This is a genomic window from Paenibacillus nitricinens (genome assembly GCF_052056485.1).
Classification (GTDB): Bacteria; Bacillota; Bacilli; order Paenibacillales; family Paenibacillaceae; genus Paenibacillus_AQ; species Paenibacillus_AQ nitricinens.
In genome coordinates, this window is sequence record NZ_CP183948.1 from 6,107,195 (window position 1) to 6,132,658 (window position 25,464).

The following is a 25,464-nucleotide window of genomic DNA, read 5'->3' on the forward strand; positions in this document are numbered from 1 at the left end:
ACTACACCACCTTTATATCGAGGGACATCGTATGCTCCCCACCAGAAATCTTATGACTGCATTGATCCACCAGAAATACCTGCGTCTTAAATTCATCGAGCAGGACATAAATGAAATTACCAGCCCTTACGCGCATATCACCAATCGCCTGTACGGAGAGACTAAGCTTTTCTCGGTTATGCATTTTTAGCAGATTATTTGCCTTCTCCTGAATTTGTGCAGCATTCGCTTTGTCATCGGCCTTCTGATACAAGTGTAGGATTCCCCAGCGTTTCACATTATCCTTATCGCTAACCGGAAAGAAATCGCGCTTACCAGACTTCTCATTATCCTTGTATAGAAAAATGGTGTTGTACGTATCATCATCAATACTTTTTTTGAGCGAATAATCGTACAGATAATGCCCCGCTCCCAGCACCAGATTAAGCAGCATAGAATTCGGTTTACGCAGCGTAAGCTTCCCAAAATCATCGTAAAAAGCCATCAACTGCCCCTTAAACTGCAGCTCACTGCCGATCGCTCCCATAATGATGTCCAGCAGCTTTTTGTCATCTTCGATTAAAGAGGGAATCCGGTACTCCGCCTCCTCCAGCACACCTGTCTGTAGTCCGTAATCTTGTGTTATTTTTTTGATAACATCGCTAGCCGTAACATCCTGCAAAACATAACTGCCATTGCCCAGCAAATAACGCATCTGATCATAGGCAGTCAGCTTGATTTCCTGATCTGAGCCTGTATCAATGCTGAACACAAACCCGTAGAATACATCCACATTATCTTTGCTGAACTGAATAATATCACCGTTGCTAATGCCAAACTTGGGATGCTGATAGATTCCACTATCCACAAGTGTTAACTCTAACGTTGCCGGTTTTCCTGAGCGGGCCGTTTTCCAAGAAATATCGGAGACGATGCCAGAAATATCCCATAGATTCCCTTCCTTATTCTTCACAAGCAGTTCCATAACATCCTCCTACGGCAGCTTAATGACCTTACCGATTGGAAGCTTCCTCAGCTCACTATCTTTAATGCCATTAAGTTTCTGGATTTCCCAACACCTATTACCATCTCCAAGGATTTCTTTAGCGATTTTCCATAGATTATCTTTAGATTTCATGATATACGTTTTAGGTTTGGGAGTTTCGTTCGCCCGCTTCTGTTCTACCTTCACTTCATCCTTGACGACTTTAACAGCTACCGCCTGATAAAATACATACTTTTTGAGAGATAACGAATATTCAATATCCCCTGATGTACCTGCACTGAGCTTCCAAGAGAAGCTTTCAATACTCATAGCCATATTCACACCGAAATCAATCTCTATGGATTTATCCTCACTAGTCGATGAATCCTTTAACCATTTCTTGGCGTCGTTTAACTTCCCATCGGCTTTTTTCAAGTCATCAGTATAGCTCACCCCGGAAAATACAAAACGAATAGGTCTGCGACTCGTCATCCACTTCTTAATCAGCTCCACATATTCAAAGGGTCTCTTCAACCCGTCCTCTTGTACTAATACAAACGGATACCTTTGTGCCGGAAAAATACTTTCGATTGTGATCTCCGTCAGCTTCGGATAAGCAATCGTATTAATCTCACCTAGATCGATAATGGTATAGCTCTTCCCATCCCCGCTTTCCTTGATTTCCAAGGTCTCTGGATTGACTGGCAGTCGGAATGCTTCCGCCTGATTATTAAAACCAAGAAATATCCCGTACTCTTCCACGTTACGTATACACCCCCTGCGCCGTAGAGACAAACTCCTCGTTCAGCTTTTGCCCAATCTTGTTGATAATCGAATCAATGTCTCCGGCATTATTAATATTTCCAGTCGTCACCTGGACCGTCGGCGTCAGCTCCACAAAATTCTGGATCGCCTGAATCTCCGCCAGCTCCCTCAGCATTTTCAGATCATCGCTAGAGATGTCTACAGTGTCGTTGATGGAGTCGAGTTGTTTCACGCGGTTGACGGTGTTGAGGTTGTTGCTTTGGTTAGCTAATAGTCCTGATTGTGAGGTTTTTGATCCATTAATTTTCCCGATGGGATTTTCTATTAATTCTTTCGCTTTCCTTCCCATATCATTAAATTTCCCAGTAAACTCCTTCCCCCTTCGGGTGTAATCATTAACAGTATCTGCATATTCTAAGTACTCTTTTTTCTTAGAATTTTTTACAGCCTTATCACTAGTTGGGGCAACCAATTTGTCCTTCATACCTTTAATCATTCCGCTCACAGCATGAGGTTCTTCAGGATTTAGATACTCTACTTTTACATTAGCTAATCCCTCTAATCCTGGTACTTTACTCAACATGTTTAGCAATTTCTTAATACCTGGTAACATTTTATTAATCGCTTGTGCTACTACTTTCATAAATCCGCCCGCAAAGTTTTCAGCACCAATTGCCATTTGATAAATAAGATCCAAAAAGTGAACTGCTAAGTCATAGAAGAGCTTTCTAATAGCATAAACAGGATCTATAAATAAATTTTGAATATAATCACTGAACGTAATAAATCCATTTTGCAAACTTATTACAACATTCTGTAGATGAACCTTCAACCACCCAAATGCTCCTGCTATAGCTACAATCACCTCTCCCGCAGATATACCTAGCATCTGAAAAATTCCAATTAGTACTGCAATAATTGCAATAACCACTAAAATAGGCCAATTTGCTACCATCCATGCAGCTGCAAGCGAATACACTTGCACAATCATAGCTGCTAGATAGACGAAAGCTATTGCTAAAAGGATCGGTTCAATCCATGACCAGTTTTCCTGCACTACTCCCACCAGCCATAATAAGCCATCGACTACCATACCAATCACATTAGCTATGAAGAGAAATCCATTAGCCATAGCATCTATAATCGGCATTAATTGACCTGAAGTTAGTGCTGTATTCAAGGTATCCATTACAGGTCTTAGGGCACCCATCGCTTTCTCACCGATTTTCCCAAGTGCAGCATCTGTATTCTTGTTCAGTGTATTCCAGTCTTCGATATCTCCAGGTTTTGCCGCTGCTTTTACAGCTTTCTCACCAAAAGACTTAACCGTATTAAATGGTTTTATCACATCTGCTGTTTTGAGAAATTTCATAATTTTTGAGTCAGGAGAAGGTGGGGATGGTGGAACCGGAGGGTCCTTTCTCAAATTAATTTTAGGAGTAGGAATTGGATCAACCTTAACTTCAGGTTTTTTCTCCTCTTCTTTCTTTTTCTCTTTTGCTTTTAATCCCTTCCACCAATTAACCTTCTTCGCTTTTTCTTCTTCTTTCTTACCCAATTGCTCACCTGGGGAATTACTCAGCGTTCGTTGAGCTAATTGTTGTGTTTGCCCTGCTTGTTGACTTTGCTCAATAACTATATCCCTGGAAACTACAATCTTAGGAGGGAGCCGTTTAAAGCCCTCAAGTAGAGTATCGTTGATGTCCTGCAAAGACTGGTTTACTTGATTCAGAGAACGGCTCATCTCATCATTTGACCGCTTAACAACCACTTGCATTCCCTTGACCAAACGATTAACGATATCCAGATTACTGTTTATACGAACACATTGTTTATTGACACTCTTCCAGATTGCCAGGGATTTCATCGGTAGCATTACGGCTTTAGATGCTTCTATCTTCATTCATTCACCCCCTCATCTCTTCCTCGCCTTACTCCTCGCCTGATCCCGCTTCTCCTTCTCCACCCGAATAGCAATCATCGCATAAATTGCGGCGCGTTCACGTGTAGACAGTTTCATCAGCTCATGTGGTAAAATGTGCAACTCGTGGAGGGCGTAGTAAGCCAGGTTGGCTTCACTGTCACCCCCGTTGATTAGTTTTTTACTTCATCCACCAGCTCGTTCATATCTGTACCGAAGCCATTCAAGGCCTGTACCCGTTCACCCAGTGCCGCGAATTCACCCGGAAGCAGCATTTTTCGCAGCAGCGTTTCGGCACCTAGCACACCATAAGAACGCTGTAGCTCAGCATTTTTCAGATCTGGGTGCACCACACTTGAAGTCATCAGCTTAGCCATATAATCATTCGGTTCAATCTCGGAGGTATACACTCCGTTCTTTCCTTTGACTTTACGGGTAGCCGCTTTACGGCATTCCTGATTCTCGTCCTCGTTCATGCTACGTAGTTTCCAGGCAACCGCATTCCCTTCCTTATCCTTAAAACGCTGCGATACCACAAACTCCTCGGTCGTGTCACATGCTACATTTTGCGCAAAAAACAAACTTAATTCACTCATTGTCTTCCTCCTAAAATGATTTAGTTTCTTCTAGTACTACTAACTAGACAGAGAAGAGACCCGCCGCTCACCTGCACGCCCGGGCCTTACTTGCTCCTATCTAGTTGTCTTTATTAGTTTCCGGAGCCTGCTGGAGCGCCAAAAGCTTGCACAATCTGCACGTCTTCAAAGGTAAAGCTCACTTCTTCTTCCAGCGCATCTGATTCTGTATCAAGAGAAGCCATGATGACACTATCAAGGTTCACGCCTTTTAAAATAATGCGTTGTGCTCCAACACTGGACGATGGGTCTTCGTTCGTAACCTCAATATCGAAATATTGATCGACACCTGTATTCATATAATCGAGCATCATCTGGCGGAAACGGCTAGTCATATAAAAAATCGTCATTGAACCACTTCCCGACCATCCAGTCGCTTTATGCTGAACACCACGGCGGCCTAGAGTCTTTACCTCTGCCTTTGTTTTTTCTACCGTAGCTTCAAGCGTCTTCACATAGAACATCTCTTCAGCTTGCGTACCAATCACGGCATACGCACGGCCCTCCTGGCCGGAAATCGTATCACTAGCTTTTAAAAATGCCATCTTAAACCACCTTCACTTTCATATATACTTTTTCTACGGAATCTACCGGTTTCACAGCCACATCCAGCACGATACTATCACTATCCGCACCAGCCACAACGACAACATCTGTCTGCGCGTTAAAGCCCTCAATCGCACCCATATCCTGCAAATCATTCATATAAGTCGCACATTGTGACCAGAACAGAGCCCGTCCATCTTCATTATTGGCTACTTTACCAATGTAGTAGTTCTCAAAAATACGCTTCAGATCATTCGCAATCCCATCCAGCACACGCAGCACACGATTTTTGGAGAACGCTTTGCCTTTATCCGGAGAGAATGCCGTAAACGTGTTAATATCCTGTTCCACCACAGCTCGCCCTCCACTGTAAGTAAAGAGCAGTTCGCCTTGCAGCAAAGCTGCTGTCGTTTCAGAATGGCTAAACCGCACATCAGCGTCAACGGAGTCGTCATATCCCTGATAAGTCAGCGATTGATTCACCGCAGCAGCAGCCGTAGCTCCGGCTACCCAAGCAACAGCATTGTTGTTATCAATCCTAGTTCCGTCACTCAGTACTACCCCGTTCTTCACGCTGATCACACCCTCATGACCCGCAGTAGCATAATCCGATAGTACAGCCTGCACTTTCTTACCTTCCGTTTCCCGTAGTCGTCTTACCCAAGAGCTATACAGCGCCTTAAGCGTACTATCCTGCGATACTAGTCCAACCGTTTGGAACTCAAGCACCTCAAGAGCAGACAAGAAATCGCTGTGCGCACCATTTGTCACCGTACCATTAGCTCCGCCAATAAGCGGCATCCCTGCGGTTAGCTTCAAGCCTTCTACGCCATTTTTCTGGAATTGTACATAATCGTTGGCAACTAACTCTTCAGCCGTTCCAACCGTTTGCTTATTCAGTTCAGTTCCATTCAGCAGTGTCTTTACATCAAAAAGAGCATTATTCTCAATATTCTTCTCAATAACAACAGAAAGATCATTTCCGCGTACACCACCGTATTTAGCAGTTACCTGGAGTCCACTATTAGTTACCGCCGCTTTAACCCCTTCATTCAATCGATAGAGCAGCAAGGTTCCCACCCGTTTCAGTGCTTCGCGTACTGGCAGTAATGATAGATGTTCCAGATCATAACCTAGCAGCTTATTCACGTCGTCCTGCGGGGTGATCTTCATGATCACTCCAGCTTCTCCCCAAGATAAGGCAAGTGCCAAAGCAGTAATCCCGCGTTCTCCCATTTTGCCGATGGCACCTTGATTCGATGCTACATTTACGTACACCCCTGGGCGCACTTTGTTTTGAGTTGTCCATGTTTCGCCTGCCATCAGTTCAAAACCTCCTTATTAATAAACAATCCCATAGATTGCTTCGCTTCTTCGATCGTATAACTTTTGTCATCCTGCAAAATAACGTTCAGCACATCCTTTTCCTTAGCCGTAAAAAGCGATGAATTCACAATCTGCTCTTTACCAAAACGATCTCCACTACTCATCTTTGTGCTCATTTCAGTCTTTCTCCTCCTATCATTTGACCCATATTAATGGGGTCAGGCTTCTCACTTTGCAAATACACCATATAGTCCGTTGTAAAAAGCGGCCCATGCCCCTCTTTTCCAGCTTCCCAAGCTTGCCTAGCTACACGAAAGGCTCCGCCATCCTGCTCCATCCTTGCCATTGCCTCACTCAGCTTATCTGCCATTGTCTCAGCTTCCAGCAAGCTGCCTTGCTCATAACGGATACCAAAACGGTACACCGCTAAATATCTGCCTTCTCGCTGGCGATCCAGTGTCGCTGAAATCAGTCCGGGATAAAAATAAGCCGTCTGAGGTTTCTCCCCATCCACATACACAGGCACATTTGGAAAATATCGTTCCAGCGTACTCGTAATGTGTTTTCGTAATTGTTGTACCGACATCACTCCATTCCTTTCTGAAGGGCGACGATTCGCCGATCCTTGATGGTGTTAACCTTCAATCGCATTAACATTAAGAAGACACCCCCTCTACTAAATTTAAGAACAAAAAAGGATACTATCCGCTGTTGGATAATACCCTTCTACACTAGGCCCATGCCAAAAGAATCTTTCACCGCTAGATTTGTTCACATCACCAGTAGGGCTGAACGATTAGCAGAGCATTCATGCTCTTGCGGTGTTCTTTTTGCTTCATTTGCCATGTTATAAATATACACCCCTATTTGCCTTGCAGAGACGGTAGACCGACGAGGTTTACGCTAACTTTGGGATGGTATAGGGCGGTTTTTCGGAGAATCGTTCTATCCATAAAAAAAGACCGCATCATCCGCTCGGACGATACAGTCTTAAGTAACCCTCTATATTTCTTAGGTAATACTAACCTTCTCTTTTTTCACTCTAGGTGCTGTTATTAAGGTGCTAAGGGACAGTAGACCGAGATCCGTTAAAGCCAAAGCCATCTTGTAAAAAGCCTTCGTGCGTATCTTCACGTAAGTGTCCTTACTTACCGGTGGATCAAACACATGATTGTAGATCGTATAATCGTATGTTTCATCTCTTTTCATATAACGCTCTCTTACTAATTGCTGTTCCCTCGTATCGAGTCTCTCTACCACAGAGTCCATTGCTGAACAAAAAGCTCTTCTAGCAGCCGGTACATCCACATTATAAGAAGCTAACGCAGCAGTCTGATCAGTAACTGTATTCGTAGGGCCATGAAATCTTTCTGTGTAAGAATAAGTAGTACTGGCTTCCTTAGCTTCAAATGTAACGGTCTTAAAAATACGGTATTTCTCTAACATGCTCTCTATAGCGACCTGGGTTCGGCGACGGTCCAACTCTGGTAAGGCGGATAAGTTCATCATTTTATGCACTCCTTTAGGTTTGACAGAATGAGATTAAATTGCGGAAGTTTCCTAAGCAATGTGCTAAAATATATTAGTGTTCGTATTCTGTTCGTATTTTTCTATAATATACCACTTCTCTACCAATCTCGTAAAACCCCGTATTCGTCTGTTTTGGGCGAAATAGAATAGATTTCCCTCCATTATCTTGCCTTTTGGCAATAACATGCGCTTTGTTGTTTACCAATTGGCAAAAATGACTTATATTAATAATATAAGCATCATTCTATAAGGAGTGGTTGAGATGACAATAGAATTTGGGGATTACATGAAGGGACTTCGCGAAGCAAAGGGATTAACGATTAATCAATTGGCAGCAGCAGCGGGGATTAGCGGTTCACAAATTTCACGAATTGAAAATGGTCTAAGAGGCGTGCCTAAGCCAACTACTTTACGCAAAATTGCTGAGGCTACAGGCGTCCCTTACGAGGAGTTAATGGATCAGGCAGGCTATTTACAGGAACATCCCCTTCCAAGCGAAGAGATTGTCCCAGAGTGGGCTACAAGCAAGGATAAGCGTGACTTTCGTAAAATGCTGGAGGATGATGGAGAGCTGATGTTTGATGGAATTCCATTAGACAAGGATGACAAGCAGAGGATAAAAGATGTACTGACCGGATTATTCTGGGAAGCCAAACAGATGAACAAGAGAAATAAATCTAACAACACTTAATAACTACACTAACATGCTGCAGGTGAAGAATATGGATGAACTGATTAATAATCTGATTAAAAAATATAAAACCAACTGTCCGTTCGAACTAGCCTCAGCGCTAGGTATTCACATTCGTTTCATGAACCTTGGGACAGGCACAAAGGGATTATATTACCGAAAACTAAGAAGAAGATTTATCGTCATTCATAATGAGTTGCCAGTTGAGTGGCAGCGCTTCGTTTGTGCGCATGAATTAGGTCATGATCGCCTTCACAAGGGGATTAACCGCTTTTTCCTGGAAGAAAGCTCTTACTTCTCTCCTGGCAAGCTTGAGCGTCAAGCTAACGTTTTTGCTGTAAAGCTACTATCCATAGGCAGTAATCCTGAGCAAGAAGAATCCTGTAAAAGTTATTATCTACGGATTGGCATTCCATCAGAAGTACAGTTTCTTTTGGAAGAATGATAGAACATATGTTATATGAATTTATGCGTGTTTTAATTCTATACATAACAAAAAAAGCTCTTACCGAAGTAAGAGCTATCTAAGAGCAATTAAGCTGAGTATCGGGATGACACGATTTGAACATGCGACCCCCTGGTCCCAAACCAGGTGCTCTACCAAGCTGAGCTACATCCCGTTACTATAAAATTATGGAGCGGGTGATGGGAATCGAACCCACGCTATCAGCTTGGAAGGCTGAAGTTCTACCATTGAACTACACCCGCAAAGGTGAAAAATCGGGATGACACGATTTGAACATGCGACCCCCTGGTCCCAAACCAGGTGCTCTACCAAGCTGAGCTACATCCCGTTATAATACTATAAGTGCTTAATAAAAATGGCGCGCCCTGAGAGATTCGAACTCCCGGCCTTTTGATTCGTAGTCAAACGCTCTATCCAGCTGAGCTAAGGGCGCAAAATTATGGAGCGGACGACGGGAATCGAACCCGCGACCCTCGCCTTGGCAAGGCGATGCTCTACCGCTGAGCCACGTCCGCAATAAGTGGTGCGCGTGAAGGGACTTGAACCCCCACGTCGTGAAACGCCAGATCCTAAGTCTGGTGCGTCTGCCATTCCGCCACACGCGCATGTAATAATAAAAGTGAGCCATGAAGGACTCGAACCTTCGACACCCTGATTAAAAGTCAGGTGCTCTACCAACTGAGCTAATGGCTCGCACTTGGCTGGGGATATAGGATTCGAACCTATGAGTGACGGAGTCAAAGTCCGTTGCCTTACCACTTGGCTAATCCCCATTGATGGTAACTCTATGTTGCCCACAATCTCTCAGGAAGATTATGGTGGAGGCTGAGGGGATCGAACCCCCGACCCTCTGCTTGTAAGGCAGATGCTCTCCCAGCTGAGCTAAGCCTCCATATCTATGGGACCCTCTAAGGGTAAGTACAAGTAAAAGTTGGTGACCCGTATGGGATTCGAACCCATGTTACCTCCGTGAAAGGGAGGTGTCTTAACCCCTTGACCAACGGGCCTTGCAAATCTGTGGAGCTCTCAACCGGATTCGAACCGGTGACCTCTTCCTTACCATGGAAGCACTCTACCTGCTGAGCTATGAGAGCATGGCTCCCCGAACAGGGCTCGAACCTGTGACAACTCGATTAACAGTCGAGTGCTCTACCAACTGAGCTATCAGGGAATATCCGCTTGGCAACGTCCTACTCTCCCAGGACCCTTCGGTCCAAGTACCATCGGCGCTGGAGGGCTTAACGGTCGTGTTCGGGATGGGTACGCGTGGAACCCCTCCGCTATCGCCACCAAACGGGCATTTACAGCGTAAATGCTCAGGCTTGAGTCGCCTGAAAACTGAATCCGAATTGAATTTGCGTTTTAAATATAGGATAAGCCCTCGACCGATTAGTATTGGTCAGCTCCATGCATTACTGCACTTCCACCTCCAACCTATCTACCTCGTCGTCTTCAAGGGGTCTTACTAATTGGGAAATCTCATCTTGAGGGGGGCTTCACGCTTAGATGCTTTCAGCGCTTATCCCGTCCGTACGTAGCTACCCAGCCATGCTTCTGGCGAAACAACTGGTGCACCAGCGGTACGTCCATCCCGGTCCTCTCGTACTAAGGACAGCTCCTCTCAAATTTCCTGCGCCCACGACAGATAGGGACCGAACTGTCTCACGACGTTCTGAACCCAGCTCGCGTACCGCTTTAATGGGCGAACAGCCCAACCCTTGGGACCTACTTCAGCCCCAGGATGCGATGAGCCGACATCGAGGTGCCAAACCTCCCCGTCGATGTGGACTCTTGGGGGAGATAAGCCTGTTATCCCCAGGGTAGCTTTTATCCGTTGAGCGATGGCCCTTCCATGCGGTACCACCGGATCACTAAGTCCGACTTTCGTCCCTGCTCGACTTGTAGGTCTCGCAGTCAAGCTCCCTTATGCCTTTGCACTCTTCGAATGATTTCCAACCATTCTGAGGGAACCTTGGAACGCCTCCGTTACTCTTTAGGAGGCGACCGCCCCAGTCAAACTGCCCGCCTGACACGGTCCCCGTACCGGATTACGGTACTAGGTTAGAACCTAGATACGATCAGGGTGGTATCCCAACGGCGCCTCCACCGAAGCTTGCGCTCCGATTTCTACGGCTCCCACCTATCCTGTACAGATCGTACCCAAATTCAATATCAAGCTGCAGTAAAGCTCCATGGGGTCTTTCCGTCTTGTCGCGGGTAACCTGCATCTTCACAGGTATTAAAATTTCACCGGATCTCTCGTTGAGACAGCGCCCAAGTCGTTACGCCATTCGTGCGGGTCAGAATTTACCTGACAAGGAATTTCGCTACCTTAGGACCGTTATAGTTACGGCCGCCGTTTACTGGGGCTTCGGTTCATAGCTTCGGATTGCTCCTAACCACTCCCCTTAACCTTCCAGCACCGGGCAGGCGTCAGCCCGTATACTTCGCCTTGCGGCTTCGCACAGACCTGTGTTTTTGCTAAACAGTCGCTTGGGCCTTTTCACTGCGGCCCCCTCGTGCTATTCACACTACCGGGGCACCCCTTCTCCCGAAGTTACGGGGTCATTTTGCCGAGTTCCTTAACGAGAGTTCTTCCGCGCGCCTTAGAATTCTCTTCTCGCCTACCTGTGTCGGTTTGCGGTACGGGCACCTTCTCCTGGCTAGAGGCTTTTCTTGGCAGTGTGAGATCATGACCTTCGCTACTGTAATTTTCGCTCCCCATCACAGCCCAGCCTTAACGATGTGCGGATTTGCCTACACATCAGCCTCACTGCTTAGACGGACATATCCATCAGTCCGCGTCACTACCCTCCTGCGTCACCCCATCGCTCATAGCGGATTACGGTGGTACAGTAATTTCAAACTGTTGTCCTTCGACTACGCCTTTCGGCCTCGCCTTAGGTCCCGACTTACCCTGAGCGGACGAGCCTTCCTCAGGAAACCTTGGGCTTTCGGCGGATCAGATTCTCACTGATCTTTTCGTTACTCATACCGGCATTCTCACTTGTATGCTGTCCAGCGCTCCTTACGGTACACCTTCAACCCACATACAACGCTCCCCTACCCCAGATACATAGTATCTAGCCATAGCTTCGGTGGTGTGTTTAGCCCCGTTACATTTTCGGCGCAGAGTCACTCGACCAGTGAGCTATTACGCACTCTTTCAATGGTGGCTGCTTCTAAGCCAACATCCTGGTTGTCTGTGCAACTCCACATCCTTTCCCACTTAACACACACTTGGGGACCTTAGCTGATGGTCTGGGCTGTTTCCCTTTTGACAATGGATCTTAGCACTCACTGTCTGACTCCCGGCAATAAGTATATGGCATTCGGAGTTTGACTGAGCTTGGTAATCCTTGCGGACCCCGCACCCAATCAGTGCTCTACCTCCACTACTCTTATACCGAGGCTAGCCCTAAAGCTATTTCGGGGAGAACCAGCTATCTCCGAGTTCGATTGGAATTTCTCCGCTACCCCCACCTCATCCCCGCATTTTTCAACATGCGTGGGTTCGGGCCTCCAGTGCGTGTTACCGCACCTTCACCCTGGACAGGGGTAGATCACACGGTTTCGGGTCTACGTCCACATACTAAATCGCCCTATTCAGACTCGCTTTCGCTGCGGCTCCGTCTTCTCGACTTAACCTTGCATGTTAAACGTAACTCGCCGGTTCATTCTACAAAAGGCACGCCATCACCCATTAATAGGGCTCTGACTTTTTGTAAGCACACGGTTTCAGGTTCTATTTCACTCCCCTTCCGGGGTGCTTTTCACCTTTCCCTCACGGTACTGTTTCACTATCGGTCGCCAGGTAGTATTTAGCCTTAGCAGATGGTCCTGCTGGATTCATACGGGGTTTCACGTGCCCCGCACTACTCGGGATCCGTCTCGGAGAGAACACAGTTTAGGCTACAGGGCTTTTACCTCTATCGCGGGCCTTTCCAGACCTCTTCGCCTACCATATTCCTTTGTAACTCCATGTGAGACGTCCCACAACCCCTAAGAGCAAGCTCTTAGGTTTAGGCTGTTCCGCGTTCGCTCGCCGCTACTGACGGAATCACTATTGTTTTCTCTTCCTCAGGGTACTTAGATGTTTCAGTTCCCCTGGTCTGCCTCTACATCTCCTATGTGTTCAGAGATGAGTAACTGCGAATTACCACAGCTGGGTTTCCCCATTCGGACACCCCCGGATCAAAGCTTGCTTACAGCTCCCCGAGGCAGTTTCGTTGTTCGCCACGTCCTTCGTCGGCTCCTGGCGCCTAGGCATCCTCCGTGTGCTCTTATTAGCTTAACCAATCGCTCTGGTTATTGGCTTATTCGCTCATCTTGTTTTAAACAGCGCTCTCGAATAAATCCGTTCGCATTTCTGTTTAAAGCCAAAAGTCGCTTACAATCCAAAACCTTCGCTCAGCATCACTATTAATTCTTCACTTGTTTACACAAGTTTAGCTTAAAAGATGTTCTAAAACGCAAATTCGTTTCGGTATCCAGTTTTCAAGGATCAATGTTTAAAGAAGGTATTAAATTAAAATTATGGTGGAGCCAAGCGGGATCGAACCGCTGACCTCCTGCTTGCAAGGCAGGCGCTCTCCCAGCTGAGCTATGGCCCCATAAAAGATATAAAGTTATATGGTGGGCCTTGGTGGACTCGAACCACCGACCTCACCCTTATCAGAGGTGCGCTCTAACCAACTGAGCTAAAAGCCCATATAACATATATAACATTGTGAATCAACCAATGAATGGTTGTCCGCTTGGCGGCGTCCTACTCTCCCAGGACCCTTCGGTCCAAGTACCATCGGCGCTGGAGGGCTTAACGGTCGTGTTCGGGATGGGTACGTGTGGAACCCCTCCGCTATCGCCACCAAACGTATATGAAAGAGACTTACTCTTTCAAAACTGAACACGAGTGAGTGTTCGAACCCGAAGGTTCTATTGTGGAAGTTTAACTTCCGATTTGAATGTCTTCATTGCAAAAGACGATTCTCCATAGAAAGGAGGTGATCCAGCCGCACCTTCCGATACGGCTACCTTGTTACGACTTCACCCCAATCATCTACCCCACCTTCGGCGGCTGGCTCCCTTGCGGGTTACCCCACCGACTTCGGGTGTTGTAAACTCTCGTGGTGTGACGGGCGGTGTGTACAAGACCCGGGAACGTATTCACCGCGGCATGCTGATCCGCGATTACTAGCAATTCCGACTTCATGCAGGCGAGTTGCAGCCTGCAATCCGAACTGAGACCGGCTTTGATGGGATTGGCTTCACCTCGCGGCTTCGCTTCCCGTTGTACCGGCCATTGTAGTACGTGTGTAGCCCAGGTCATAAGGGGCATGATGATTTGACGTCATCCCCACCTTCCTCCGGTTTGTCACCGGCAGTCACTCTAGAGTGCCCAACATTACTTGCTGGCAACTAAAGTTAAGGGTTGCGCTCGTTGCGGGACTTAACCCAACATCTCACGACACGAGCTGACGACAACCATGCACCACCTGTCTCCTCTGTCCCGAAGGCCGCTGCTATCTCTAGCAGATTCAGAGGGATGTCAAGACCTGGTAAGGTTCTTCGCGTTGCTTCGAATTAAACCACATACTCCACTGCTTGTGCGGGTCCCCGTCAATTCCTTTGAGTTTCAGTCTTGCGACCGTACTCCCCAGGCGGAGTGCTTACTGTGTTAACTTCGGCACCAAGGGTATCGAAACCCCTAACACCTAGCACTCATCGTTTACGGCGTGGACTACCAGGGTATCTAATCCTGTTTGCTCCCCACGCTTTCGCGCCTCAGCGTCAGTTACAGCCCAGAAAGTCGCCTTCGCCACTGGTGTTCCTCCACATATCTACGCATTTCACCGCTACACGTGGAATTCCACTTTCCTCTTCTGTACTCAAGTCACCCAGTTTCCAGTGCGACCTCAGGTTGAGCCCAAGGTTTAAACACCAGACTTAAATGACCGCCTGCGCGCGCTTTACGCCCAATAATTCCGGACAACGCTTGCCCCCTACGTATTACCGCGGCTGCTGGCACGTAGTTAGCCGGGGCTTTCTTCTCAGGTACCGTCACTCCGATAGCAGTTACTCTACCGGACGTTCTTCCCTGGCAACAGAGCTTTACGATCCGAAAACCTTCATCACTCACGCGGCGTTGCTCCGTCAGACTTTCGTCCATTGCGGAAGATTCCCTACTGCTGCCTCCCGTAGGAGTCTGGGCCGTGTCTCAGTCCCAGTGTGGCCGTTCACCCTCTCAGGTCGGCTACGCATCGTCGCCTTGGTGGGCCGTTACCCCACCAACTAGCTAATGCGCCGCAGGCCCATCCCTCAGTGACAGATTGCTCCGTCTTTCATTCTTTCTTCAGGAGAAAAAAGAAATTATCCGGTATTAGCTACCGTTTCCGGTAGTTATCCCAGTCTAAGGGGCAGGTTGCCTACGTGTTACTCACCCGTCCGCCGCTAAGTTATTTTGAAAGCAAGCTTTCAAAATAACTCCGCTCGACTTGCATGTATTAGGCACGCCGCCAGCGTTCGTCCTGAGCCAGGATCAAACTCTCCAATTAGTATTGAAAAGAGCGATATGCTCATTTTGAAACATCTGACGAGAAAATTAATTCTCTAATTTTGGATTTCACTTTCGTGATTTCCCACTCACTCGTTGTTCAGTTTTCAAAGATCAATGTCTCTCATTTCGTCGTCGTTGTTTGTCAGCGGCGACCTTTATAATATATCACAGTGTTTCATTGTTTGGCAAGTCTTTTTTTCGAAAAAGTTTTTTTCAATTTTTCTTGCCTTTCGCTTCCCTTTTACACAAGCAAAAGGAGCGCGAGATATAATTTATCACGAGCACTCCTTTTTAGTCAAGCTATTTTATTAAAAAATCTTAAATTCATATAAGACTCTTGCATTTACCGCCTATCCTTAGTGTTTATACTGAGAAGAACGTCCACCCCACGCATACTTGGAAAGTTCTTTCTGAGGAGCAAAACGAGCATACATACGAAATACAGTCTTATATCTATTGGCGATGGCATGCCTGATATTTTGGTCCAAGCGCTGATCGCTCAAATCTAACAGCATCTCATCAAGTTCTTTCCGCAAAACATAATCCAGTTCCTTGCATTCTTTTTCGTTGAACAACATTCCCAACATATGCTTGGCCTCCTTCATGAAGTTGCAAGTAACGCATTCACTAAAACCCAAAACCCCTTGTACATAATTAGTTAGTCCATCTCATGGAGAAAGCTGCCTTAAGATCCTACTACACTAGATTAACCGGAGTACTCTTTTTATAACCATAATTATTAAAAATTCCCTTTATGGTTTCTCCACGATTATATACTTCTGACCTTTAGGCAATCCTTGGATGAATGGTTTTAATGGTATGCTCCATTCCCGGAAGTTTTATGATAAAAGCGAAAAAGTAATTGTACTTTCAATGATGGCAGCTACAAATAACAGGATTACTGTCCAAATAGATGCTGTAAGTGTTTGACGCATGAATGAAGTCCAGTCTACACCTCTGTTCTCTTTTTTAGTGGATGAGCTAAATATACTTGAAAGTACTTTCCCACCGAACTGAAGTCCAAATGCACAAGCAATAATGATCGCTGGAATCTCTATAATCCCATGTGGCAGCAGTCCTTTTACTATTAGTTCGAACAAATCCTGTCCTTGCAGTGCTGATAAATGAATCAGATAGCCGATAACCGCTCCGTTAATAAATAAGAATATGGCTGGCAGTATCCCGAACAACGCTCCTAAAAATATGATAAGAACACCCTTGATGCTGTTATTCAAAAATATAAATACAAAGAAGCTCCATTGCGGATTAGAAGAATCTCTAAGGCTGCCACTGATTTCACTGAGCCCCTCTAATTGCTGAACCAATAGCTTCTCCAGACTGCTAGTAGCTACCCACCCTACAACCGCTCCTACTGCGAAGAGCAGACAGGATAGCAATAAAGCCTTCCGGATTGTTTTTAGATCTTTAATAAACGTGAAGAACGACAACATAAATACCCTCCTGAAATAGTGATCTCTGTTTCTTAGGTCATAACCTTGCGGTACGAGCATACATTTAGAACAAACAAGCATTTCGCATGGGAGAGGAGCGCTGTCATTATGAATTCTTTTTATGTATTCAGCGGCAAAAAGATTAAACGATTCATCTATATCTTCGCCGCTGTGCTTCTTGCTGCTGGAGTTGTCTATGTCGAGAGGGGAAACATAACCGTTTTTTCTGAATCCGGACCTTCCGCGATCTACAGTGTACCCACAGAGAAGAAGCTGATTGCCCTGACCTTCGATATTAGCTGGGGGGAGAAAAGACCCGAACCAATTTTGAAGGTACTTGAAGACAAGAAAGTGGACAAAGCCACCTTCTTCCTGTCTTCACCATGGAGTAAAACTCACCCAGACATTGTAACTAACATCAAAAATGCAGGTTTTGAAATTGGAAGTCATGGTCATAAACACGTTAATTACAGCACACTAAGCAACGAAGAAATTCGTACACAGATCTCAACGGCTCACACCGTACTTACCGAATTAACCGGCACTGAACCCAATTTGATTCGTATGCCTAATGGTGATTTTGACAAAAGAGTCCTTCAGGTTGCCAGCGATCTCGGTTACAAGGTCATTCAATGGGATACAGACTCCCTGGACTGGAAGAACATCGGCGTAGACAATATCGTGAAGCGTGTAACGACAAAAGCGCATCCAGGTGATATTGTCCTTCTACATGCCAGTGATTCCTGTAAACAAACACATGAAGCACTTCCACTCATTATCGATGAGCTCCGCAGACAAGGTTATGAATTCGTTACCGTCTCTGAGCTGATCAGTCAAAGCAACGCCGAAGGTAAAGAAGTTCGCGACTCAGCTTCACTGAGTAATGCCGTTGAGGACGCAGCTGGGCTGTAAAAACACATTTCAATCTCTGGTGCCGTAATGGATGTTGATCTGACCAAAGGATTAATGACGTGGAGAGATGAGTTCCGATATGTCTGGTGTGGGGGTATTCAGCTTCGGATAGCTCAGATCCAGACTCTCCAGTGTCTTTACAACGATGGATAAGGTCAAATAGTTGCGGTACCATTGATGATTGGCGGGTATCCAGTACCAGGGTGCTTTATCTATGCTAGATTCCTTGAAAACATCTTCATATGCTTCTTGGTAATCATCCCAATACTCCCGCTCCTGGAGATCACTTGCATCGAATTTCCAATGTTTTTTGGGATCTTCAAGCCGTTCTTTAATCTTCTTTAGCTGCTTCTCTTTAGAAATATGCAGAAAAAGCTTGATAATTGTCGTTCCCTCTTCCACCAGCATTTCCTCGAACTGCCGTATGTAACGAAAGCGACGCTTCAAGTCATCCTTTTTTAACCCTCCGTGTACCCGCGGTACCAATACATCTTCATAATGCGAGCGGTTAAATGCAGAGATATATCCCTTAGGGGGCGTCTTCTGATGAACTCTCCATAGAAAATCATGAGCCTCTTCCTCTAGAGATGGTTTCTTAAAGCTGGTAACTATAAATCCTTGCGGGTTAATGCCTGAAAAAATATGCTTAACTGTGCCATCCTTACCGCTGGAGTCCATTCCTTGCAGAATAACAAGCAGCGAATGCTTTTTCTGAGCAAACAAAATATCTTGGAGCTCTGCCAAACGTGCTTTAAGCTCTTCTGTTTTAGCTTCCACTTCTTTTTTGGATTTAAAAACACCTGTGTCATCCGGATCCAGCTTGTTAAGCCGGATTTCTTTTGTGTCTTTTATCATATAGCGCTTGATGTCCATATATTCCCCTCCTAAAAGTTTTGTGAGCGTTACTACACTTGTGTTACTTCGTACAAAACTCACTTCGGAAGCATCTACTTAGTTTTGTAAAGCATATGCATCATTGGAACGCTTCGTACAAAACTTACTTCGAAAGCACACGCTTAGTTTTGTGAGCGTTACTCCACTTATGTTACATCGTACAAAACTCACTTCGTAAGCATCTACTTAGTTTTGTGAGCATATCGTTCTTTAAGATTAACCTCTACAAGCAGATTTTAATCGTTAAGCTTCCGTTAGAGCAAAAAACCCCGTCTTCTGAAATCAGAGCACGGGGTTCATTGTTTAGTGCCTTTCCCATTCATTATCCGGCTGCCGGCTTCAGAATACGGTGTAGCATCAAAATTTGGAATGCATTACAAGCGATAAGCGGAACAACAATAAATACCGTCGCACTATCAACACCTATACGGAGTACGCCAATAACTTCCACAATTGAAATAGCTGTCATAAAAAAGAGGGTTGGAATCAAAGCTGAGCTGTTTGTACTTTTTACTTTGAAATAAGACACTATAATAGCTGCTAGCAAAATAACGATTCCTAATATTAGATCAGACATAACATTTCTTTCCCCGCCAACGACGGTACGCAAAAAAATCAGTTCAAGCAATGCGAGTACAGAAAGCACTAGTTGTATGTATTTCCAAACCTTTTGTGGAAAAACTCCGTTGCCCATATAATTCAAAATCAAATAGGCAAAAAAACCAAGTTGCGAATAAACGCTTACAAGCATACCGTAGCCAAGCAGAATCAGCGGGTATAAAAAGAAATCCCCGACACTTTTGAAATCAATCTTACCATTTACGAATTGTAGTGCCAAACCAGCGATTACAGCCCCACCCGCTCCAATAAGAAGGGTAGTCCAAAATAAATGAAACCATTTTTTTATACTCAGCCAATTCACCTCCTCTTGTCAGATTTATTTTACCAAGGATACCGACAAAACGCCATTACACCCACAACATAAATGTGCTCTAATGCGGCATAATACATCAAGAGAATCCTATAAAGGAGGGCAGCGCCAATGAAATGGAGATTTATCGGATCTGTGGGTTTGGCATTGAGCTTTGTTATGGCCTTAACGGCTTGCGGAAGTGAGCAGAGCAGTTCTTCTTCCGGACAAGGCAGTTATAAAGAAACGAAGACCATGGTTTTAGATATATTGAAAAGCGATGAGGGTAAAAAAGCAGTTGAGGAATCATTATCAAGCTCCAGCTCTGGCGGTACCAGTGGAATGAGCATGAAGATGATGCCACTTCAAACATCAGAGGAAATTAAGACCGCTGTAAAGGATACTCTCACTGCGCCGGAATATCAGAAGGAGATCGAGAAAATAATGAAGGATCCAAAGTTCGCAGGTGACTTTGCTAAAGCCATTCAATCGCAAAGCAAGGAACTACACCTGCAGCTAATAAAGGATCCAACTTATCAGAAATCAGTTGAAGAAATTATGAAATCTCCAGAAATGATGACCATGTTTCTAAATCTCACCAAAACACCGGATTACCGAAAACAATCCATGAAAACCATTCAGGAATCTATGCAAACCCCTTTATTCCGTATGGAGGTATTAAATTTACTTAAAAAAGTCGTACAAGAAGAACTTGAACCAAAAGAGAAAAAAGAAAAAGGCAGCGAAGGTGGCGACAAGCAGGACAGCAGTGGCGGCGGTGGCGGCGGTAGCGGCGATGATTCAAGCTCTTAAAAAAGAGGCCTTATCCCACTAACAACGTGTGGGATGGCCTCTTTTTCATGTACAAGAATTAATGCTCATATTTTGAAATAAGTTTATCCGCAATTTCTGCAAATAATATGCCTGTTGGTGTCTCTTCTTTGTATACAGAAGGTGAAAAATCCGGTTCCGAAATATGGTTGTCCGGCGCACCTAACGGCACTTGTGCAAGCAGCTCCGTATGAAGCGTCTCGGCAAGCCTCGCTCCTCCACCTCTGCCAAAGATATAATCTTTCTTACCACAGTCAGTACACTCATAATAAGCCATATTCTCAATGACTCCAATAATCTCATGATCTGTCTGCAGAGCCATAGAGCCCGCTCTAGCCGCCACAAACGCTGCGGTAGCGTGTGGTGTTGTAACTATAATCTCTTTGCTGTGAGGCAGCATCTGATGCACGTCAAGTGCCACATCACCAGTACCTGGGGGCAGATCAAGCAGCATATAATCAAGTTCACCCCACCCGACATCATTAAAGAACTGGCGAAGCATTTTGCCAAGCATAGGTCCCCGCCAAATTACTGGACTATTCTCACGGATAAAGAAACCCATAGACATGACCTTCACTCCGAAACGTTCCACAGGAATAATCGTTCCTTCTTCAACAACAGGCCCCTCTTCGATACCCATCATATCAGGAATGCTAAAACCATAAATATCGGCATCGATAAGACCAACTTTTTTCCCTTTTCTCGCAAGGGCTACGGCTAAATTCACCGTTACAGTTGATTTACCAACCCCACCTTTACCGCTGGCCACGGCAATAAAGTTCACACCAGAGCTCTCGCTAATTAATTCATGGCCATCAAGGCCTGCAGCATGTCCCTTAAGTTTCCCAGGCTCATCAACTTCCTCAGTGCTTTCACCACGAAGTATAGCACGTTCATAATCGGTTGCATCACGAAGCCGGATATGTACATTAGAAGCCCCACCCGCTTCAAGCAATTCACGAACCTGTTGTTCTAGATCCATGCGACTTTGCTCTTCAGGATTCAGACATACGATAGATAAAGAAATACGATCTTCTTTAATCATAATGTCACGAATCAGCTGTAGTTCCACAAGGCTTTTTCCAGTTTCCGAGTCTGTTAATGGCTGCAGTATTTCCTGAATCTGTTCCTTAGTCAACATGGAAAGCACCTCTGTTTCCTTTCCGGATGTGAAATTCTCCGGAGTTTTTGTCTATTATAGCATTACCTGTCTCCCCATGAGTAGTCCTGACTATTCGGAGGCGTAACGAAGAATGCCACGATAAATGCTAGTCGCAACCTTCCGCTGATAAACATCATTTCCGAGTAGAGCGGATTCCTGTGGGTGTGATAAGAATCCTACTTCTACAAGTACTGCTGGTATTTTCAATGCTTTTAGCAGATATACAGTATTCACTGTCTTAGCCACACGATCGGTGTTCTCCAGCGTAGTCTTCAGCTCACTCTGCACAAATTCTGCAATGGCTTTATTATCCTTATGGTTGGGGTAGTAAAAGGTTTGTGCACCGCTCCAACGATTTGAAGGGACACTGTTCATGTGAACGCTTATAAAAAGGTCTGCGCCTTTCTCTTCGATGCTTCTTACTCTTTGTTTAAGATCTTCCGTCTTACGCTTAGAATAGCCCTTAGTGCCTTCTTGAGCCAAATCATAATCACCCTCACGAGTCATTACTACAATAGCCCCTGCCTGCTGCAGATAATCACGCAAATAAAGCGATACCGCGAGATTAATATCTTTCTCAATTAGTCCTTCCCGGCTAACCGCTCCTCCATCAGCTCCACCATGTCCCGCATCAAGAGCAATAACTTTTCCTGACAAGGGCAGACTCCAATAATTTAGTGTTTTAGCGGTAGGCATGTCATACGCTATAATTCCGATCATTATAGCTAGCAGTACCACGCCAAGCATACTTTTTTTGATACTGCTCCATGAAATCCAGACCGAGACCTTATTGTTCTTCCGGCCAGACATAACAAAGACCCCCTCGTCCCGATAGATAATACTCATCTATATGGGACAAGGAGGTCAAATAGTACTAGCTAATGAGGATTACGCGGTTACTTCTTGTGTCATGCCTTCAATTAGAATCTGTGCAACCTCAGGCCGTGTGAATTCTGGTGGAGGACATTGGCCATCACGGAGCAAAGCCCGTACCTTTGTACCCGACAATGTCATGTGATCGTCACTAGGATGCGGGCAAGTTTTACTGGATGCCATATTCCCGCATTTTTTACAGAAGAAGCTATGTTCAAAAAATAATGGAGTAATATCAAGTTCTTCCGCACTAAAATTAGAAAAAATCTCCTGTGCCTCATAAGTGCCATAATAATCACCTACGCCAGCATGGTCACGACCGACGATGAAATGGGTACAGCCGTAATTTTTGCGAACCATGGCATGGAAAATTGCTTCTCTAGGGCCTGCATAACGCATTGCCGCCGGAAAAACACCAAGGAAGGTACGATCCTCAGGATAATAGTTCTCCAAAAGCGCCAGATAGCTCTTCATCCGCACATTTGCCGGTACATCATCTGACTTCGTCTCACCAACAAGTGGATTTAGGAATAGAGCGTCTACAACCTCCATAGCGCACTTTTGAATGTACTCGTGAGCTCGGTGGACTGGATTACGTGTTTGGAAGCCTACAACCGTTCTCCAGCCCTTTTCAGCAAATATCTTCCGCGTATCCGCAGGATCAAAATAAAATTCACCGAACTTCTCTGGCTGTGGGCGGTTCAAGACTGTAATCGGTCCTCCAACATAAGTTACAGGACGCGCCAACAGCTTACTCACACCTGGATGTTCAGGGTCTGTTGTTTTGAAGACATTTTGTGCTTCAATCGTTTGATCTACAGTATAAATACTCTCAATATCCAATAAACCGTAAATCTCACCATCATCCTCACCGATTAGAGAAACTTTATCCCCAATGGATAAACCGGCAGCCACAACATCTTCTACAGCCAGTGTTATTGGAATGCTCCACACTGTGCCATCCGCTAATCGCATGTTTGTTACTACTGAATGATAGTCTTGCTCATTTAAAAAGCCAGTGAGGGGCGAAAATGCACCAACAGCTATAAGATCCAAATCAGATAAGGTCCAGGTATTCAAGGCAATTGCCTTGCTGTCACGTGCGAGATTCAGCAATTCTTCTCTTTCAGTACCCTCTGCTACACGGTTAACCAAAGTTCCGCCATGCGGACGTATTGAAGTCATCTTAGTCTCTCCTTCTATGTTCCCTCAGGGATATGTCTTACTTGTGCAATCCGCACTCTGTCTTCTCTGATCCAGACCAACGTCCAGCACGCGGATCTTCACCTGGCATAACCTGACGTGTACATTGCTCACAGCCGATACTTGGATAGTTACGGTCATGTAGAGGATTATAGATTACGTCATTTTCACGAATATAGTTCCATACATCTTCTGTCGTCCAATCCGCAATCGGATTAAACTTCACTAACCCAAATTTATAATCATACTCGACCTTTTTAGCATTAGCACGGGTAGGCGCTTGATCACGGCGAATTCCAGTAATCCAAGCCTCGTATTGAGATAATATACGAGTCAGTGGTTCAACTTTACGAATTCCACAACATTGGTTAGGGTCAACTGTCCATAACGCATCACCGTATTGAAGTGCTTGCTCCTGCGTTGTGAGCTGTGGAGACACACGTACAAACTCTAATCCGTATTTGTCTGCCATCAAATCTCTGGTTTCGTAGGTTTCCTTAAAATGATAATCTGTATCGAGATAAAAGACATCAGTAGATGGACTAACTTTGTGAAGCATATCAACAAGCACTACATCTTCGGCACCAAAGCTGCAGGCAAAAGTAATATTAGGAAAGGTTTCTACAGCCCAGCGGATAATTTCTTCCGGTGAAGCACTCTCTAATTCTTCGGCCTTTATTCTGATCAAATCTTCCTTCTCGAGCAAGTTCATTAAGGTATTCCTCCATCCAAAATATTAATCGTATGAATAAATGAGGTAAAAGAAGTAATAAAACCAACTATTTCTATATGAAATAGTATATAACTTTTACTGAGGAAGTCAATGAATTTCAACCTTCAAAATCAGTAAATAGATGCTAAAAAAGCCCATTTCTTGTTTGAAAGGGGCTGGAAAGAAAATAAAACCCTCGACCATATAGGCCAAGGGTTGAATTCTTGATAAATATTAACGTTTCGAGAACTGAGGCGCACGACGTGCAGCCTTCAAGCCGTATTTCTTACGTTCCTTCATACGAGGATCACGAGTTAGGAAGCCGGCTTTCTTAAGTGCACCGCGATATTCAGGGTCAACTTTAAGCAATGCACGGGAGATACCGTGACGAATTGCTCCAGCTTGACCGGAAATGCCGCCACCATGTGCAAGAACGATTACATCGTAGTTGCCTAGTGTTTCAGTCAGGTTCAAAGGTTGTTTTACGATCATTTTCAGTGTTTCCACACCAAAATATTCGTCCATCTCACGTTTGTTAATGACAATGCGTCCTTCACCCGGTACAAGGCGAACACGTGCTACCGAATGTTTACGACGACCTGTCCCATAGTATTGTACTTGTGCCATGAAACTGTCCTCCTCTATTCTTATCCGCGAAGTTCGTAAACTTCAGGTTTTTGTGCTGCATGTGGATGCTCGGCGCCTGCATATACTTTCAATCTCAGCTTCATGTGGTCCCCTTGACGAGTCTTAGGAATCATACCATGAACAGCGAATTCAATTACGCGTTCTGGTTTAGTGTTAAGCAGAGTTTCAGCATTAGTAACTTTCAAGCCACCTGGGTGCATCGAGTGACGGTAGTATTTCTTGTTTTGCAATTTCTTACCGGTCAAGTGAATTTTCTCAGCGTTGATTACGATAACGAAATCTCCTGTATCAACGTGTGGAGTGAATTGCGGTTTGTGTTTGCCACGGATCAAAGCAGCGGCTTCGCTGGCCAAACGACCAAGTGTTTTGCCTTCGGCATCAATAATGTGCCAATTGCGTTCAACTTCGTTCGGCTTCGCCATATAGGTGGTACGCATGAATGTTTCCTCCTTGTTCTCGTACGAAAAT

The 25,464-nt window shown here is 45.1% G+C and carries 23 protein-coding genes, 14 tRNA genes and 4 rRNA genes; 4 read left to right on the top strand and 37 right to left on the bottom strand.

Features of this window, described 5'->3' with window-relative positions:
- Position 1: 1 nt before the first annotated feature.
- From ACN6KS_RS27160 to ACN6KS_RS27200, 9 genes are all read right to left on the bottom strand, one after another.
- Positions 2-964, bottom strand: coding sequence for an XkdQ/YqbQ family protein (locus tag ACN6KS_RS27160; RefSeq protein ID WP_440960875.1), 963 nt, complete (start codon positions 962-964; stop codon positions 2-4).
- A 9-nt stretch (positions 965-973) separates the two neighbouring features.
- The gene (locus tag ACN6KS_RS27165; RefSeq protein WP_042131195.1) at positions 974-1,726 is read right to left on the bottom strand and encodes a LysM peptidoglycan-binding domain-containing protein; all 753 of its coding nucleotides are present in this window, start codon (positions 1,724-1,726) and stop codon (positions 974-976) included.
- Position 1,727: 1 nt separating this feature from the next.
- Complete coding sequence (locus ACN6KS_RS27170; RefSeq protein WP_440960876.1) at positions 1,728-3,632, bottom strand: hypothetical protein; 1,905 nt, start codon at positions 3,630-3,632, stop codon at positions 1,728-1,730.
- A 191-nt stretch (positions 3,633-3,823) separates the two neighbouring features.
- Entirely contained in the window at positions 3,824-4,246 is a 423-nt protein-coding gene (locus ACN6KS_RS27175) for a phage tail assembly chaperone (RefSeq protein ID WP_042131197.1), read from the bottom strand.
- A gap of 113 nt (positions 4,247-4,359) precedes the next feature.
- Positions 4,360-4,830, bottom strand: coding sequence for a phage tail tube protein (locus ACN6KS_RS27180; protein ID WP_042192125.1), 471 nt, complete (start codon positions 4,828-4,830; stop codon positions 4,360-4,362).
- A 1-nt stretch (position 4,831) separates the two neighbouring features.
- Entirely contained in the window at positions 4,832-6,154 is a 1,323-nt protein-coding gene (locus ACN6KS_RS27185; protein ID WP_440960877.1) for a phage tail sheath family protein, read from the bottom strand.
- Positions 6,154-6,333 (bottom strand): hypothetical protein, encoded by a 180-nt coding sequence (locus tag ACN6KS_RS27190; RefSeq protein ID WP_440960878.1) that lies wholly within the window; start codon positions 6,331-6,333, stop codon positions 6,154-6,156. Before ACN6KS_RS27190 ends, ACN6KS_RS27185 begins: the two co-directional genes overlap by 1 nt.
- Positions 6,330-6,743, bottom strand: a complete 414-nt coding sequence (locus ACN6KS_RS27195; RefSeq protein WP_440960879.1) for a phage tail terminator family protein — start codon at positions 6,741-6,743, stop codon at positions 6,330-6,332. Before ACN6KS_RS27195 ends, ACN6KS_RS27190 begins: the two co-directional genes overlap by 4 nt.
- Before the next feature lie 425 nt (positions 6,744-7,168).
- Positions 7,169-7,663, bottom strand: a complete 495-nt coding sequence (locus ACN6KS_RS27200) for an ArpU family phage packaging/lysis transcriptional regulator (protein ID WP_440962452.1) — start codon at positions 7,661-7,663, stop codon at positions 7,169-7,171.
- A gap of 286 nt (positions 7,664-7,949) precedes the next feature.
- On the opposite strand from ACN6KS_RS27200, the gene ACN6KS_RS27205 reads away from it, so the two are divergent.
- Together ACN6KS_RS27205 and ACN6KS_RS27210 are read left to right on the top strand one after the other, a co-directional pair.
- The gene (locus tag ACN6KS_RS27205) at positions 7,950-8,378 is read left to right on the top strand and encodes a helix-turn-helix domain-containing protein (protein ID WP_094876700.1); all 429 of its coding nucleotides are present in this window, start codon (positions 7,950-7,952) and stop codon (positions 8,376-8,378) included.
- A gap of 31 nt (positions 8,379-8,409) precedes the next feature.
- Positions 8,410-8,823 (top strand): ImmA/IrrE family metallo-endopeptidase, encoded by a 414-nt coding sequence (locus ACN6KS_RS27210; RefSeq protein ID WP_094871793.1) that lies wholly within the window; start codon positions 8,410-8,412, stop codon positions 8,821-8,823.
- Positions 8,824-8,924: 101 nt separating this feature from the next.
- Here the strand turns inward: ACN6KS_RS27210 and ACN6KS_RS27215 are convergent.
- The 20 genes from ACN6KS_RS27215 to ACN6KS_RS27310 all read right to left on the bottom strand — a co-directional run bounded on the left by ACN6KS_RS27215 (position 8,925) and on the right by ACN6KS_RS27310 (position 16,848).
- Positions 8,925-8,998: transfer RNA gene (locus ACN6KS_RS27215), tRNA-Pro, on the bottom strand.
- A 14-nt stretch (positions 8,999-9,012) separates the two neighbouring features.
- Positions 9,013-9,086 (bottom strand) — tRNA-Gly (locus ACN6KS_RS27220).
- A gap of 12 nt (positions 9,087-9,098) precedes the next feature.
- Positions 9,099-9,172, bottom strand: a tRNA-Pro gene (locus tag ACN6KS_RS27225).
- Positions 9,173-9,200: 28 nt separating this feature from the next.
- Positions 9,201-9,277, bottom strand: a tRNA-Arg gene (locus ACN6KS_RS27230).
- Positions 9,278-9,284: 7 nt separating this feature from the next.
- Positions 9,285-9,359 (bottom strand) — tRNA-Gly (locus tag ACN6KS_RS27235).
- Between the two features lie 6 nt (positions 9,360-9,365).
- A tRNA-Leu gene (locus ACN6KS_RS27240) sits at positions 9,366-9,449 on the bottom strand.
- Between the two features lie 15 nt (positions 9,450-9,464).
- Positions 9,465-9,537 (bottom strand) — tRNA-Lys (locus ACN6KS_RS27245).
- Positions 9,538-9,542: 5 nt separating this feature from the next.
- Positions 9,543-9,617 (bottom strand) — tRNA-Gln (locus ACN6KS_RS27250).
- A 43-nt stretch (positions 9,618-9,660) separates the two neighbouring features.
- Positions 9,661-9,736 (bottom strand) — tRNA-Val (locus ACN6KS_RS27255).
- A gap of 40 nt (positions 9,737-9,776) precedes the next feature.
- A tRNA-Glu gene (locus tag ACN6KS_RS27260) sits at positions 9,777-9,851 on the bottom strand.
- Between the two features lie 11 nt (positions 9,852-9,862).
- A tRNA-Thr gene (locus tag ACN6KS_RS27265) sits at positions 9,863-9,938 on the bottom strand.
- A 1-nt stretch (position 9,939) separates the two neighbouring features.
- A tRNA-Asn gene (locus ACN6KS_RS27270) sits at positions 9,940-10,015 on the bottom strand.
- A 6-nt stretch (positions 10,016-10,021) separates the two neighbouring features.
- A 5S ribosomal RNA gene (gene rrf / locus ACN6KS_RS27275) occupies positions 10,022-10,138 on the bottom strand.
- A 75-nt stretch (positions 10,139-10,213) separates the two neighbouring features.
- Positions 10,214-13,141: ribosomal RNA gene (locus ACN6KS_RS27280) — 23S ribosomal RNA — on the bottom strand.
- Positions 13,142-13,381: 240 nt separating this feature from the next.
- Positions 13,382-13,457 (bottom strand) — tRNA-Ala (locus tag ACN6KS_RS27285).
- 20 nt (positions 13,458-13,477) lie between these two features.
- A tRNA-Ile gene (locus ACN6KS_RS27290) sits at positions 13,478-13,554 on the bottom strand.
- Positions 13,555-13,599: 45 nt separating this feature from the next.
- Positions 13,600-13,716 (bottom strand): 5S ribosomal RNA (rrf, locus tag ACN6KS_RS27295).
- Positions 13,717-13,840: 124 nt separating this feature from the next.
- Positions 13,841-15,398 (bottom strand): 16S ribosomal RNA (locus tag ACN6KS_RS27300).
- The 16S, 23S and 5S rRNA genes sit together here with 14 tRNA genes alongside, the layout of an rRNA operon.
- Before the next feature lie 358 nt (positions 15,399-15,756).
- Positions 15,757-15,987 (bottom strand): hypothetical protein, encoded by a 231-nt coding sequence (locus ACN6KS_RS27305; protein WP_036680631.1) that lies wholly within the window; start codon positions 15,985-15,987, stop codon positions 15,757-15,759.
- 252 nt (positions 15,988-16,239) lie between these two features.
- Complete coding sequence (locus ACN6KS_RS27310) at positions 16,240-16,848, bottom strand: stage II sporulation protein M (protein WP_373455862.1); 609 nt, start codon at positions 16,846-16,848, stop codon at positions 16,240-16,242.
- Between the two features lie 111 nt (positions 16,849-16,959).
- Here ACN6KS_RS27310 and pdaB point away from each other — a divergent pair, with 111 nt between their 5' ends.
- Positions 16,960-17,763, top strand: coding sequence for a polysaccharide deacetylase family sporulation protein PdaB (pdaB, locus tag ACN6KS_RS27315; RefSeq protein WP_094871885.1), 804 nt, complete (start codon positions 16,960-16,962; stop codon positions 17,761-17,763).
- Between the two features lie 51 nt (positions 17,764-17,814).
- On the opposite strand, the gene ACN6KS_RS27320 is transcribed toward pdaB, so the two are convergent.
- Positions 17,815-18,636, bottom strand: coding sequence for a PPK2 family polyphosphate kinase (locus ACN6KS_RS27320; protein ID WP_042192144.1), 822 nt, complete (start codon positions 18,634-18,636; stop codon positions 17,815-17,817).
- Positions 18,637-18,979: 343 nt separating this feature from the next.
- A complete protein-coding gene (locus tag ACN6KS_RS27325) occupies positions 18,980-19,570 on the bottom strand; it encodes a KinB-signaling pathway activation protein (RefSeq protein ID WP_440962453.1) in 591 nt (196 codons plus the stop codon).
- A 129-nt stretch (positions 19,571-19,699) separates the two neighbouring features.
- Here ACN6KS_RS27325 and gerD point away from each other — a divergent pair, with 129 nt between their 5' ends.
- Positions 19,700-20,380, top strand: a complete 681-nt coding sequence (gene gerD, locus ACN6KS_RS27330; protein WP_440960880.1) for a spore germination lipoprotein GerD — start codon at positions 19,700-19,702, stop codon at positions 20,378-20,380.
- A 58-nt stretch (positions 20,381-20,438) separates the two neighbouring features.
- Here gerD and ACN6KS_RS27335 read toward each other — a convergent pair whose 3' ends face one another.
- The 6 genes from ACN6KS_RS27335 to rplM all read right to left on the bottom strand — a co-directional run bounded on the left by ACN6KS_RS27335 (position 20,439) and on the right by rplM (position 25,433).
- Positions 20,439-21,539, bottom strand: a complete 1,101-nt coding sequence (locus ACN6KS_RS27335) for an Mrp/NBP35 family ATP-binding protein (RefSeq protein ID WP_094877198.1) — start codon at positions 21,537-21,539, stop codon at positions 20,439-20,441.
- A 90-nt stretch (positions 21,540-21,629) separates the two neighbouring features.
- Positions 21,630-22,370, bottom strand: a complete 741-nt coding sequence (cwlD, locus tag ACN6KS_RS27340; protein ID WP_094871880.1) for an N-acetylmuramoyl-L-alanine amidase CwlD — start codon at positions 22,368-22,370, stop codon at positions 21,630-21,632.
- A 78-nt stretch (positions 22,371-22,448) separates the two neighbouring features.
- Positions 22,449-23,618: a sulfate adenylyltransferase gene (gene sat / locus ACN6KS_RS27345; protein WP_440960881.1), complete on the bottom strand. Its 1,170-nt coding sequence runs from the start codon at positions 23,616-23,618 to the stop codon at positions 22,449-22,451.
- 37 nt (positions 23,619-23,655) lie between these two features.
- Positions 23,656-24,348, bottom strand: coding sequence for a phosphoadenylyl-sulfate reductase (locus ACN6KS_RS27350; protein WP_094871877.1), 693 nt, complete (start codon positions 24,346-24,348; stop codon positions 23,656-23,658).
- A gap of 234 nt (positions 24,349-24,582) precedes the next feature.
- The gene (gene rpsI / locus ACN6KS_RS27355; RefSeq protein ID WP_025706574.1) at positions 24,583-24,975 is read right to left on the bottom strand and encodes a 30S ribosomal protein S9; all 393 of its coding nucleotides are present in this window, start codon (positions 24,973-24,975) and stop codon (positions 24,583-24,585) included.
- 20 nt (positions 24,976-24,995) lie between these two features.
- A complete protein-coding gene (gene rplM / locus ACN6KS_RS27360; RefSeq protein ID WP_036680589.1) occupies positions 24,996-25,433 on the bottom strand; it encodes a 50S ribosomal protein L13 in 438 nt (145 codons plus the stop codon).
- Positions 25,434-25,464: the final 31 nt, after the last annotated feature.